Consider the following 12,287-nt stretch of genomic DNA (forward strand, 5'->3'; position numbering starts at 1 on the left):
GGCCAGACGATGCGCCACGGCGACGGCGAACACCAGGGTCTTGCCGGAGCCGGTCGGAGCGACCGCGAGGAGATCTCGGCCGGCCACCGCGTCCTCGAGCGCGACGGCCTGGATGGCGCTCGCGGCACCGTCGACGACGGTGGAGACGGCGTGTCTGAGCGGGACCGACACGCCGAGCGCGGCGAGAAGGCGGCCCAGATCTGTCCGAGCCGAGCCGGTCAGGCCCGTACCTCCGTACGATCGCCGCTCCACAGAGTGTGGAAGCTACCCTCCCGGTCGGTCCGCAGGTAGGTGTGGGCCCCGAAGAAGTCGCGCTGACCCTGGATGAGTGCGGCGGGAAGTCGCTCGGTCCTGAGCCCGTCGTAGTAGGCCAGTGCGGCGGAGAATCCGGGCGCCGGGATCCCCGCGGAGACCGCCGTGGTGACGACGCGCCGCCAGCTGTCGACGCAGTCGGCGAGCGCCTCGGCGAAGTACGGGGCCGCCAGCAGTGTGGGGAGGTCGGCGTTCTCGGCGTATGCCTCACGGATGCGGTCGAGGAAGGTGGCGCGGATGATGCACCCCCCGCGCCAGATCGTGGCCAGATCGCCCCGCGCGACATCCCACCCGTACTCAGCGGTGGCGGCGGTGATCTGGTCGAAACCCTGGGCGTAGGCGATGACCTTCGACGCATACAGCGCCCGTCGGACGTCCTCGATGAACTCGGCGCCGGTCTCGCGCGGGCTCGACACGGCACCTGAAGGCAGTGCCCGGCCCGCCTCGCGCTGCGGAACCGAACTGGACAGGGCGCGCGCGAAGACCGCCTCCGCGATGCCTGTCACAGGCACTCCCAGGTCGAGAGCGGACTTGACCGTCCAGCGGCCGGTCCCCTTCTGTCCCGCGCGGTCGACGATCACGTCGACCAACGGCGCCCCGGTCTCGGCGTCCACCTGGGCCAGCACCTCCGCGGTGATCTCGATGAGGTAGGAGTCGAGCTCGCCGATGTTCCACTCGCGGAACACGTCGGCCATGGCCGCCGGCTCGATGCCGGCCACACCGCGGAGGAGGTGATACGCCTCCCCGATGAGCTGCATGTCCGAGTACTCGATCCCGTTGTGCACCATCTTCACGAAGTGGCCGGAGCCGTCCTCGCCGATGTGGGTGCAGCACGGGGTCCCGTCCACCTTCGCGGAGATGTCCTCCAACATCGACCCGACCACCTCGTAACTCGAGGCCGGTCCACCCGGCATGATCGACGGGCCCTCGAGTGCGCCCTCCTCACCGCCGGAGATCCCGGCGCCGATGAATCGGATCCCCCGCTCGGCCATCGCCTTCTCCCGGCGGATGGTGTCGGTGTAGAGGGAGTTGCCGCCGTCGATGATGATGTCGCCCTCGTCGAACGCGTCGGCGAGGGCCTCGATCACCGCGTCGGTGGGTTCACCGGCCTGAACCATCACGAGCGCTCGCCGCGGGGACCGCAGGGCGGCCGCGAACTCCTGGATCGTCTCGGTGCGGACGAAATCGCCGTCTCCGCCGTGCTCCTCGAGGAGGGCGTCGGTCTTCCCGGCGGAGCGGTTGTGGACGGCGACCGTATACCCGTGGCGGGCGAAGTTACGGGCGATGTTCGAGCCCATCACGGCGAGTCCGGTGACTCCGATGTCGGCGGTGCCGTTGGTGTCTGAGGTCGGCTGCGCGTCCTCGCGCTCAGTACTCATGCGTCCCAGACTAGTCCACGGGCCGCCGAGCGATGGACCTGCGTCGATGAGAGATCGGGGCGTTGCCGGGGGGCGCTGGACCCCGATTGCTTGCTGACATATCAGTGGTGCACTGAGTGCACTGATTCCCGCAGCGGACAGAAAAACCTTGGATACAGGAGGTGGCCTGTTGTAACACTTATTACCGGGCCTGGACACCGGTCTACCCGCGGAACGGGGGGAAACGCGCCGCGGACCGGCACCGGTGGGTGGTTGGCCCTGAACGGGAAGTGATCATCGAGGGGGAAGCAGCAGACATGACCAGTTCCATGCTGCCCACACAGGCGGTGGGTTCGTGCACGGTGTTCGACGACACAGTCGAGGTGCTCGCGGGTTTCAGGCCGGGATACCCGAAGTTCTATTCTATCGCGGATCTCGGTACGCAGTCCCGCCGTCGGTGGGTTCCTCTGGACCGAGCCGTGGACAGCGGGCGGGTCGAGACGATGTTCCGCGACTACTTCGCGGAGTCCGGGGACATCCGCTTCTCGACCTATCTGGTCGCGGATGCGTTCGCCCACGGGGTGATCGGTCGCGCGGTCGCGAGCTTCGTCACCATCGGCCGCGTGTGGGACACCGGAGCGGAGAACCTCGCGGTCCGTACCGACATCGAGGGGGGACTCGACTGGGCGGGTGTCCGCGACACCACGTTGCGGGTCCTGGGCGACGACCCGAAGGCGGGTTGTCCGGGGACCGTGGTCCTGCCATGCGAACAGGCGCTCGCGCAGTGGTTGGCCTGTCGTTCGCGGATGACCCTGGGGCCGGTGTTCGACGGCCTCGCCCGTGTGAGCAACTGCAGCGTCGAGACCCTCTGGTCGGTGGTCGGGGAGTGCGTGCTGGGTGCCGCGACCATCGTTCCGACCTTCGCCGACTCGAGTGCCGAGACCGGGTACCGCCGCGGCCAGTTCGTCCTGCAGGCGCTCCACGACTCGGGTCTCGCGGTCCGCAAGCGCAGCGCGCTCCCGCGAACGCCCGGGGCGGGACCGATCCCCGTTCGCGACCGGGGCTGGCGCTCGGTCCGCTGAGCCCCTTCCGACTCCACGCGACGGGGGCGAAGGCGCGGTAGCGTCGGTGCCTGAGTCGCCCGGATCGCCCGGGTCGGGAGAAAGAGGTCCGATGTCCGAGACGGTCGACAACGAGTTCATCACGATGATCCGGGCCGGGGCCGGTGCGGGCTTCGGTGGCGGGATCGGGATGGACTACCTCGAGATCACCCCGGACAGGGTGGTGGTGTCGGTGGCGGTCGGACCGCACCTGCTCCAGCCCTACGGGATCGTCCACGGCGGCGTCTACTGCGCCATCGCCGAGGAGGTCGCGAGTGTGGCGGGCGCCGTGTGGCTCGGTAACGAGGGCAAGGTGGTCGGGGTCAACAACTCGACCGACTTCCTGCGGGCGGTCACCGAGGGCACCCTCACGGCCACCGGCACCCCCGTGCACCGCGGCCGCACCCAGCAACTGTGGCGGGTGGAGATCACCGGTGACGACGGCCGGACCGCCGCCGTGGGTCAGGTCCGGCTCGCGAACCTCCAGTAGGCGGCGCCGGAGCCCGGACACGCGCCCGGCAGGATGCCGCCGGGCGCGTGGCGTCACTCACTGATCGATGTGGTCTCCACCGCCCGGTCCCGGTCCTCCTCCGCCGACCGGGCCTTCTCGTGTGCCGCGACCCGCTCGATCGCCTGTCGGCCGTAGACCCACTGTTGGGTGGACGTCAGCTGGGAGCGGTGGTCACCGCCCATGTTCATCCCCCAGGACAACATGGTGGTCAGGCGGTTCTTGAAGCCGATGAGGTACGCGAGGTGCACCACGAGCCACATGACCCAGGCGATGAAACCGGAGATCTCCAGCCTTCCCATCTTCACCACCGCGCTGTAGCGGGAGATGGTGGCCATTGAACCCTTGTCGAAGTACTTGAACGGCGGGCGTTCGGCGGGGGACCGGCCCTTCTCGACCTCGGCCGCGATCTGCTTCGCGGCGTACTTGCCGCCCTGAATCGCGACCTGTGCGACTCCGGGGAGCTTGTCGAGACTCATCATGTCACCGACCACGAAGATCTCGGGGTGCCCGGGCAACGAGAGATCCTTCTGTACCAGGACGCGGCCCGCGCGATCGATCTCCGCCTCCGTCTGGTCGGCGAGCATCTTGCCGAGGGTGCTGGCCTGGACGCCGGCGGACCAGATCTTGCAGGTGGCGTCGATCCTGCGGACCGAACCGTCCGGATCCTTGACCTCGATCCCGAGCTGGTCGACGTCGGTCACCATGGCGTTGAGCTGGATCTCGACGCCCATCTTCTCCAGCCGTGCGCGAGCCGCGTTGCCGAGCTTGTTGCCGAACGGCGGGAGGACGGCGGGGGCCGCGTCCAGGAGGATCACCCGGGCGGAGGCGGGGTCGATACGGCGGAACGTGTTCTTCAGGGTGTGCTGGGCCAGCTCGGCGACCTGCCCGGCCATCTCGACACCGGTCGGTCCCGCACCCACGATGATGAACGTCAACAGGCGGCGGCGCTCCTCCTCGTCCTCGGTGACCTCCGCCTGCTCGAAGCATCCGAGGATCCGACTGCGCAGCTCGAGCGCGTCGTCCACGGTCTTCATGCCGGGCGCCCACCGCTCGAAGTGGTCGTTGCCGAAGTACGACTGATTGGCCCCGGCGGCCACGATCAGGCTGTCGTACCCGAGGTCGAATCTGATGTGGCCTGCGGAGGCGAAGACGGTCTTCGAGGCGACGTCGATCCTGGTGACGTCACCGAGGATGCAGGTGACGTTCTTCTGATCGCGCAGGATGAGCCGCGTGGGCGGGGCGATCTCGCCCACGGACAGGATGCCGGTCGCGACCTGGTAGAGAAGCGGCTGGAAGAGATGATGCCCGGTCTTCGCGACCAGGGTGACGTCCACATCGGCCTTCTTGAGCTGCTGGGCTGCGAAGAGCCCACCGAAGCCGGAGCCGATGATGACGACGCGGTGCCGGCGTCCGGCCGGTGCGGTGGCGGTGACCTGGTCGTGTGCGGGCTCGGTCATGGCGGCTCCTGATGAAGGTGAGGCTGTCGCGGTGAGCGCGGGGGCTCCCCGATCGGCGTCCTCGGCGGGTCGCGCGCGGGGACGACTCCTCAGGGTAGTGGTATGCGCACGTCGGTGCACACGTGGCGGGCTCGCCGCGGTGAACGATCCCCCCGTCGCGCCTGACCCGCCAGGGCGACGTGCGGCGGTACCGTCCCACTGACGACACCCCTGAGGAGGGACCCGGTGGTCAGACTCGAACCGCAGACCGTCGACCTGGACCGTTGGCCCGCACTCGAGGCGCCCTCGGGACCCGGCGGTCAGTCCGCGGTGGAGGTCGCGCAGGCGCTGAGGCGGTCGACCAGGGAAATCGGCCTGAGGATCGACTACCCGGACTCGACGGCGGCGGGGGAGTACGACGCCCCGGCCCGGGTGGTCCTCCGGGATCCCGAGCCGTTCTGGGCGCGGCTCGCCTCGGCCGGTGTCCTCGGTCTGGGCGAGTCGTACATGGCCGGTGAGTGGACGACCACCGACCTCGGCGCGGTGATCGGGATCCTCGCGCCGTGGATCGCCGGGAACCCCGACTGCGCCCACCCGGGTGAACGTGCTTTCGGGCGCGACGGTCGCGGGACCCCCGGCGGGGGGCGTAGGCGGGGTGGACCGGTGGTGGTGGAGCTCGAGGATTCCGTTCCCGGTGCCCTCACGTCCCTCTACACCGACGAGACGATGTCGACGGCGGGTGCGGTGTTCGCCTCCGGAGCGCGGACCCGGGTACGGCTGGACGACGGAACCGACGTGGTCCACCTCGAGGCCCCGGCATCGCCTCCCCGGCGCAACGACCTGGGCGACGCCCAGCGTCGATCAGTCGACACCCTGCTCACCCTGGCGGGGGTCGGCGCCGGCTCCCGCGCCCTTGTCGTCACGCCCGGGTGGGGTGAGTTGCCGATGCGGGCCGCCGAGCGTGGCGCGCACGTGCGGACGATGACCGCCTCGACCGAGCGATTGTCCGCGCTCGGATCGAGATTCGCCGCGGCGGGGCTCCGCGACGAGATCACCCTCTTCCTGGGGGGGCCGGCGGACGCGCGGGGGGGTGTCGACGCAGTGGTCGCGGTCGACCCCGGGGTCACCGCTGGTGTGGCCGGTTACCTGGAGGTGCTGGCCACGGCCGAGCGGCTGTTGGTGGGTGGCGGCAGGCTCGCGATCGCGGGAGTGGTGTCCGCGGAGCGCCCCAGGCCGGCGGTCGTCGAACTCGCCGCATGGGGTTCGCGGTACGTCTCCGACGCGGGCCCGGTGGTGTCCTGGGCCGAACTGGCCGCGGCCGTGGAGCGCTCTCCGCGGTTGCGCCTGCTCGGTCGGATCGAGGCGACGGCCCACCATGCCGAGACGGTGAGGTTGTGGTCCGAGACGTTCGCGCTCCGGGGGCGGGATGCGGCGGCTCTGGGATTCGACGCCGTCTACCGCCGGATGTGGGCGTTCCACCTCGCGGCGCTGGAGGCCGGGTTGCGACGGGGGTGGCTCGAGTCCGTCCAGGTGGTCGCCACGGCCGAAACCACCCTGAATCGTCGGGAGGGGACGCCGAGGTCCTAGGGTTCGTTCATGAGCAACTTCCTCACCCCGGTCGCGATCTGGTTCGGTCGTCAGGACGCCACGCGCGAGAACTCCCATCTCGTCGTGACGGTCGACAAGTGGATGAACAGGGTGTCCGGCGGGCGTGTCCCGCTCCTCCGGGTGGCGGGACTGCCCACTCTCACACTGCAAGTCCCGGGGCGTAAGACCGGAGAGGTGCGGGATACGCCACTGCTGTGTGCGTCGTGGCGCAACGGACTGGTGATCGTCGGCTCCAACTGGGGCGGCGAGAAGACGCCGGCGTGGGTGTACAACCTCCGTGCGGCGAGGGAAGGGGAGGTCGCCGTATCGGTCTACGGCGCCAGGCTCATCGTGGACGTGAGAGAGGTGTCGGAGGCCGAGCGGGCCTCGGCCTGGGACGCCGCGGTGAAGGTGTGGCCGAACTACGAGATCTACGCCACCCGCACGAGCAGGCAGCTGCCGATCTTCCACCTGACCCCCCGGCTCTGACCGTCACCGGTTCGGATCGGGGTCCCGGTCATCGCCGGGCGACCATGTTGAGCGCCGTCGCCGTCAGGACCGGATCGCCGTCCTGATTGACCAGCGTCACATCCGTGGTGAGCACTCCCCGGTCCGGCTTGCTCCTGGAGGGGCGGACGCCGGTCGTCTCGCAGATCAGGGTCAGCGTGTCGCCGGGACGCAGGGGGCGGACCCAGCGCAGTTCGTCGATCCCGGGTGAGGCCAGGCTCGCGACGGCGGTGAGATAGTTGTCTGCGAACAGTCGCATCATGAGTGCGGCCGTCTGCCAACCGCTCGCGATCAGTCCGCCGAAGGGGCCGTCTGCGGCCGCCTCGGGATCGGTGTGGATGCTCTGCGGGTCGTACCTGCGGGCGAACTCCACGATCTCCTCGGCGTCCACCGACTCCTCGCCGAAGCGGTAGATCCGACCTTCCCGGTAGTCCTCGAGGTACCTGTCGTGGAGAGGTGTGTCAAAAGTGTCGTACTGCTCGGCGGTCATGTGGGACTCCTGGTCGCGGGAACGGGCTCGTGAGTGCAGTGGAGAGTCAACCGCACGCGGGTGACGACGGGTGCCGATTCGCGGCCGGACTCCTCCTCGCGTGGTAATCAGTTAATGACAGTTCACCCGATGGGAGGCAGGCGTGGCGTACTTCGAGCGACTCGGCGGCCAGCGGTTCCGCCCGACCTCGCACACCACCGGGGCATGGGACCCGGCGGTGCAGCATATCGGCCCGTCATTCGGGCTGCTCGTGCATGAGGTGGAGCGTGACCTGCGGCGTCGGCGGGACGACCCCATGGTGCTCTCGCGGTTGACCTACGAGATCCTCGGCACCGTGCCCATGCACCCGGTGGCGGTGGACGTGCAGGTGATCAGACCGGGACGCACCATCGAGCTCGTGGAGGCGAGCTATGGTCTCGAGGATCGCGTGGGGGTCCGCCTGCGCGCCTGGTTTCAGCAGCCGAGGGACACCACGGGACTCCAGGGCGCCGGGTTCGACCCGATCCCGGGGCCGTCCGCCATGGAGCAGTGGGACCCCACCTCGGTCTGGCAGGGCGGCTACCTGGCGTCCGCGGACGTCCGCCGGGACTCGGTCGGGCCGGGACGGGCCCGGTACTGGGTGCGCACCGGCGTCCCGCTCGTCGCAGGGGAGCCGGTGGGCGCTCTGGCCGGGGCGGCCACGCTGTTCGACATCGCCAACGGAATGGCGATCCGTGCCGATCCGTCGGATGTTCAGTTCCCCAATATCGATCTCACCGCCCACCTCCTGCGTGAACCGCGCGGGGACTGGGTCGGGTTCGACACCCGGGTGGGTTTCGGCCCGGGCGGTCTCGGACTCACCGCGAGCGTTCTGCACGACGAATCGGGGCCGATGGGCACGCTCGCGCAGACTCTCACCGTGAGACCGGTGACCTGACCTCACCGGGCGACCCGCCCACGGCCCTCAGTCCGCGCAGATAGCACCGCATTCCGGATCCGGTGTCCGGATCGACGTCGGAGAAGCCGTGACGCTCATAGAACCGGCGGGCACCGAGGTCGTCAGCGTCCACGTTGATGAGCATCTCCTCGCACCCCCGCCGACGGGCCTCGGAGACCGAACGGTCCAGCATCGCGGTTCCGACACCGGCCGCCCGGAGGTCCGGACGGACGTAGAGGTCCTCGAGCTGCGCGAGGGGACCGTCCCAGTAGGGGGTCGGGCGAAGGGTGAGGAACGCGAAACCCACGTCGGTCCCGGCTTCGCGGCCGTGGGTGAGTCGCGCGACGACGGCAAGGACGTCCTCACGTCCCAGGAGGCGTTCGAAGCGCCCCGCCGCCTCGGCGGGGCTCGGGGTGGGGCAGTCGAACTCGGTGTTGAAGGCGTGGAGCAGCCGCCCCAGGGACGCCGCGTCCGAGGGCCCGGCCACGCGGATGTCCGCGGGCAGGGCCAGACCAGGCGCGGACGAGGGGAGCGGAGGGCGATCCGCCTCGAGGAGTCCCTTGAGCCGGTTGAGGTCGGCCGCCACGGTGGCGGCGTCATGCTCGAACGCGTCGTCGTCGTCGGTGAGCTGACGGACGGACATGATCACCTCCGCACCGTCCGGGTGGGGCACGACGCGGAGCGGGTTGTAGACCGTGTTCCCGTCGGGGAGGGTGACCTCGTGGTCCAGGATTCCGAAGTCGTTCTTCGGGACGAACCGCACGGTCACTCTCCCCATCGGGGAGTCGACTATCAGGCTGTCACCGTCGACGGCTGCCTCCGCGGTGGCCAGGCCTGACGCCCAGGAGGCGAGTGTCGTGTGATCCGAGGCGACGACGTAGACCTCCGCCGGGGAGCAGTGGATCACGGTGCTGACGTGTCTCGTGCGCATACCGACAGTGTTGGTCACGGCGGGGTCGCGCGCACAGGATCCAGGCAACAGGTCGGACGTGTGTCCTCCCGCGCCGGTGTCGAGCGTGGACTCGCCCGTCACGTCCACCGCCCCCTCGGACCGGGCCCTCCGGTTGCGAGAGGAATCCACGCGCAGCACCATCGCAGCCATCGGGGCACCGTGGGGAGGTTGCGATCCGCGATCGGCTCCCCGTCATGAGAAGGGGAGAGTGTCCGAGCACAGCGCGCGGCGACGACGCGGCGTGAACTGACGGGAGAGGATCAATGGGGATCGCGGCGACCGTCATCGGCGCGGGGATCATCGCGATCGGACTGAGAGACGTGTTCCGCGCCCTGATGAATCCTCGCGGGGAAGCGACGCTCAGCACGATGGTGTTCTCCGCGATGTGGGCGGTGTCGCGGCGCTGTGGGCACCGCCTGGGTTCGACGGTGGGTCCGGCCGGGATGGTCGGCACCGTTCTGGTCTGGGTTCTGCTGCAGGCAGTGGGATGGGCGCTGATCTATCTGCCGCGCGTCCCTGAGGGGTTTGACTATTCCTCCGGCATCGACGCCGGCCGCTACCCGGTCGTCGCCGAGGCGCTCTACATCTCCCTCGTGACACTGGCCACCCTGGGGTTCGGCGACGTGGTGGCCACCGACCCCGTGCTCCGTGTCCTGGCGCCGGTGGAGGCGCTGACCGGGTTCGCTCTGCTGACAGCATCCCTCACATGGTTCATGCAGGTCTACCCGCCGCTCACACGACGGAGAGCGCTGGCCCTACGTCTCCACGGCCTGGCGGAGGCCGGTTACGCGGAGGCGGTTCGAGAACTGTCCCCGGTCACGATCGCCCGGGCGGCGGAGGACCTCGCAGCGGAGATCAACGCCGTCACCGTGGACCTGTCACAACACTCGGAGACCTATTACTTCCAGGACGGCAATCCGCACCAGTCGCTGTCCCGTCAGGTGGCTCATGCGGTGGATCTGCGCGATGCCGCCACGGAGTCCGGTGATCCGGAGTCGCGTGTCGGGGCGCGTGCATTGTCGACCTCGCTGGACCGCCTCGCGGAGTCCCTGGGGGACTTCGTCGACGCGGGCCAGGATCCCGACGTCCGCGAGGTCTTCGATGCGTACGCCGGAGATCATTGGCGAGCCGCCCGCAGCTGAACGGCGACGAGGCTCCACCGGGGACGTCAGCGGGCCCTCAGACGCGGTCTCAGCTGGTGGGGGGCGAGGTCTGCGCCTCGGCTGAGTTCGGCCATGAGCTCGTGCGCGTGGGCGACCAGTCCCGCCGCGTCGATTCCGTGGGGCGCCGGGTCGTCCTGGCTACCGATGCTGGCGGCCGCCCGCTCGAGAAGCGCGCGGGCGCCGCGGGTGTTGCCACGCTGGATGTGGGTGATGCCGACCGCGACCTGGGCCAGTCCCCGCCAGAGCTCGCGCTCGTCAGCGGGGGAGCTCTTCCACGCGCCCTCCAGCACCTCGTGGGCGTGGAAGGCGAGGCCGCGGTCGAGGAGCTCCTGCGCCCAGGCCAGCGAGTTGGCGGGCGGCAGATCCAGGTCTTCGGGGATGCGCTCGACCCCGACGCTTCCGGGCGGCAGCGGCCGGCCGAGTTCGTCCCGGGGACGAGCGTTCCGCGCGCGTCCGTTCTCGTCCCGGTCACGGTCGAGGCCATCCGGAGTGCGCATGGGCTCATCGTCCCATCTGTCGCGGCCGGCCTGCCACCTCTGGGTCCTCGATCGATTCCGGTGGTCGTCGTGGTTCCGGGAACACCACGCCTCCCGAACACTCCGTAGGCTTTTCGCATGACCTTGAATCATGTCCGGCGTGGACAGGGCAGGCCGTTGCTGCTCGTACACGGCCTCGGCGCGGGGTGGCGATCGTGGCAGCCCGTCATCGATGAGCTGGCGGCGAGTCGCGAGGTGATCGCTCTCGACCTGCCGGGATTCGGCGAGTCTCCACCGCTGGAGGGCGAGCTCACCATAGCCGCGTTGGCCGACTCGGTCGCCCGGTTCATCGAGGAGTCGGGTCTGGACGGGGTGTCCACCGCGGGGCAGTCGATGGGTGGACGGATCGTGCTCGAACTCGCCCGGCGCGGCGTCGGTGGGGACACCGTGGCGTTGGATCCGGGCGGCTTCTGGAATGACCGCGAGCTGGCGTTGTTCAGCGCCACCCTGCGGCCGTCGATCGCCCTGGTCGGTGCCGTGCGGGGAGCGCTCCCGGTACTCCTGGGCAACCCGGTGAGCCGCACCGCCCTGCTGGCGCAACTCTCCGTGCGCCCCTGGGCTCTGTCGGCGCAGACCGTCCTGCCCGACGTGGCCGGATTGGCCGACGCACCGGCGACGGGCGCGGCGATGGACGCGCTGACGAAGGGGCCGAAGCAGCGGGGAGCCCCCGCGGGGACGGTCCCGGGACGGGTCACCATCGGGTGGGGGCGCCGAGACCTGGTGACGCTCCCGGCCCAGGCCCACAGGGCCGCCCGTGCATTTCCCGATGCGACCCTGCACTGGTTCGACCGGTGCGGCCACTTCCCGCAATGGGATGCGCCTCAGGAGGCGATTCGCCTGATCCTCGACGGGACCAGCTGACCGAGACGCGCCCCCTGCAATCGGTGAAGGATCTCAGCTCGATGCTCAGAGTCCGCGCCGGGTTTCGTCACGGCATGTGGACGGCCGAACTGCGGATGACCGTGGACCCGGAGACCGTCTGGTCGGTGATCACCGACGTGCGGAGTTGGCCACGGTGGGGGCCCACCATCTCCGCGGCACGGGTCGACGGCGGCGGCACCCTGACAGCAGGTGCGCGGGGGACGATCACGACCGTGGCGGGGGTGCCCCTGGGCTTCGAGATCACCGATTTCGTGGAACGGCAGCGGTGGTCGTGGAAGGTGGCCGGTGTGGACGCCACGCGGCACGAGGTGATCCGGGTGCCGGGTGGCTGCGTACTGAGTTTCGGGGCTCCGGTCTGGGCGCCGGGATACCTGCCGGTGCTGGCTCTCGCGCTACCGCGCATCGAGGGGATTTCACTCGAACGAGGTCTCTGAGATCACTCGGCGGGGGCGTGGATTCGGCATGGCTTTCCCCGCCGGCTTACTGATCAGGTGCCGGGTTCTGAGGTGTCGAGTTTCGGTGGGGTTGGACGCAGCA

General features: G+C 69.7%; 14 protein-coding genes. 8 read left to right on the forward strand and 6 right to left on the reverse strand.

Going from position 1 to position 12,287, the window contains the following annotated elements; translation table 11 throughout:
- Both IY392_RS06030 and gndA read right to left on the reverse strand, forming a co-directional pair.
- A partial coding sequence (locus IY392_RS06030) for a DEAD/DEAH box helicase (protein ID WP_194860762.1) occupies window positions 1-252 on the reverse strand: 252 nt, incomplete at its 3' end.
- The gene (gene gndA, locus IY392_RS06035; protein ID WP_194860763.1) at window positions 219-1,691 is read right to left on the reverse strand and encodes an NADP-dependent phosphogluconate dehydrogenase; all 1,473 of its coding nucleotides are present in this window, start codon (window positions 1,689-1,691) and stop codon (window positions 219-221) included. The genes gndA and IY392_RS06030, both read right to left, overlap by 34 nt.
- Window positions 1,692-1,987: 296 nt before the next feature.
- On the opposite strand from gndA, the gene IY392_RS06040 reads away from it, so the two are divergent.
- Together IY392_RS06040 and IY392_RS06045 are read left to right on the forward strand one after the other, a co-directional pair.
- Window positions 1,988-2,752: a hypothetical protein gene (locus IY392_RS06040; protein WP_107756410.1), complete on the forward strand. Its 765-nt coding sequence runs from the start codon at window positions 1,988-1,990 to the stop codon at window positions 2,750-2,752.
- 91 nt (window positions 2,753-2,843) lie between these two features.
- On the forward strand, window positions 2,844-3,260 hold the full coding sequence (locus IY392_RS06045; RefSeq protein ID WP_107756411.1) for a PaaI family thioesterase: 417 nt from the start codon (window positions 2,844-2,846) through the stop codon (window positions 3,258-3,260).
- 53 nt (window positions 3,261-3,313) lie between these two features.
- Here IY392_RS06045 and IY392_RS06050 read toward each other — a convergent pair whose 3' ends face one another.
- On the reverse strand, window positions 3,314-4,738 hold the full coding sequence (locus tag IY392_RS06050) for an NAD(P)/FAD-dependent oxidoreductase (protein ID WP_107756412.1): 1,425 nt from the start codon (window positions 4,736-4,738) through the stop codon (window positions 3,314-3,316).
- A gap of 225 nt (window positions 4,739-4,963) precedes the next feature.
- On the opposite strand from IY392_RS06050, the gene IY392_RS06055 reads away from it, so the two are divergent.
- Together IY392_RS06055 and IY392_RS06060 are read left to right on the forward strand one after the other, a co-directional pair.
- Window positions 4,964-6,304, forward strand: a complete 1,341-nt coding sequence (locus tag IY392_RS06055) for a class I SAM-dependent methyltransferase (RefSeq protein WP_194860764.1) — start codon at window positions 4,964-4,966, stop codon at window positions 6,302-6,304.
- 9 nt (window positions 6,305-6,313) lie between these two features.
- Window positions 6,314-6,793, forward strand: a complete 480-nt coding sequence (locus IY392_RS06060; RefSeq protein WP_182612169.1) for a nitroreductase family deazaflavin-dependent oxidoreductase — start codon at window positions 6,314-6,316, stop codon at window positions 6,791-6,793.
- Between the two features lie 28 nt (window positions 6,794-6,821).
- Here the strand turns inward: IY392_RS06060 and IY392_RS06065 are convergent, their stop codons facing one another.
- The gene (locus tag IY392_RS06065; protein WP_107756415.1) at window positions 6,822-7,301 is read right to left on the reverse strand and encodes a MaoC family dehydratase; all 480 of its coding nucleotides are present in this window, start codon (window positions 7,299-7,301) and stop codon (window positions 6,822-6,824) included.
- 142 nt (window positions 7,302-7,443) lie between these two features.
- On the opposite strand from IY392_RS06065, the gene IY392_RS06070 reads away from it, so the two are divergent.
- Entirely contained in the window at window positions 7,444-8,217 is a 774-nt protein-coding gene (locus tag IY392_RS06070) for a thioesterase family protein (RefSeq protein ID WP_194860765.1), read from the forward strand.
- On the opposite strand, the gene IY392_RS19570 is transcribed toward IY392_RS06070, so the two are convergent.
- On the reverse strand, window positions 8,195-9,319 hold the full coding sequence (locus IY392_RS19570; protein WP_309234019.1) for a GNAT family N-acetyltransferase: 1,125 nt from the start codon (window positions 9,317-9,319) through the stop codon (window positions 8,195-8,197). The genes IY392_RS06070 and IY392_RS19570 overlap by 23 nt on opposite strands.
- A gap of 113 nt (window positions 9,320-9,432) precedes the next feature.
- Here IY392_RS19570 and IY392_RS06080 point away from each other — a divergent pair, with 113 nt between their 5' ends.
- Complete coding sequence (locus IY392_RS06080) at window positions 9,433-10,311, forward strand: potassium channel family protein (RefSeq protein ID WP_107756417.1); 879 nt, start codon at window positions 9,433-9,435, stop codon at window positions 10,309-10,311.
- 26 nt (window positions 10,312-10,337) lie between these two features.
- Here the strand turns inward: IY392_RS06080 and IY392_RS06085 are convergent, their stop codons facing one another.
- Window positions 10,338-10,829: a DUF309 domain-containing protein gene (locus tag IY392_RS06085; RefSeq protein WP_194860766.1), complete on the reverse strand. Its 492-nt coding sequence runs from the start codon at window positions 10,827-10,829 to the stop codon at window positions 10,338-10,340.
- 117 nt (window positions 10,830-10,946) lie between these two features.
- On the opposite strand from IY392_RS06085, the gene IY392_RS06090 reads away from it, so the two are divergent.
- On the forward strand, window positions 10,947-11,729 hold the full coding sequence (locus tag IY392_RS06090; protein WP_182612172.1) for an alpha/beta fold hydrolase: 783 nt from the start codon (window positions 10,947-10,949) through the stop codon (window positions 11,727-11,729).
- Between the two features lie 41 nt (window positions 11,730-11,770).
- Window positions 11,771-12,184, forward strand: coding sequence for an SRPBCC family protein (locus tag IY392_RS06095; protein WP_228549087.1), 414 nt, complete (start codon window positions 11,771-11,773; stop codon window positions 12,182-12,184).
- Window positions 12,185-12,287: the final 103 nt, after the last annotated feature.

The organism is Dietzia sp. SYD-A1 (assembly GCF_015356725.1).
Classification (GTDB): Bacteria; Actinomycetota; Actinomycetes; order Mycobacteriales; family Mycobacteriaceae; genus Dietzia.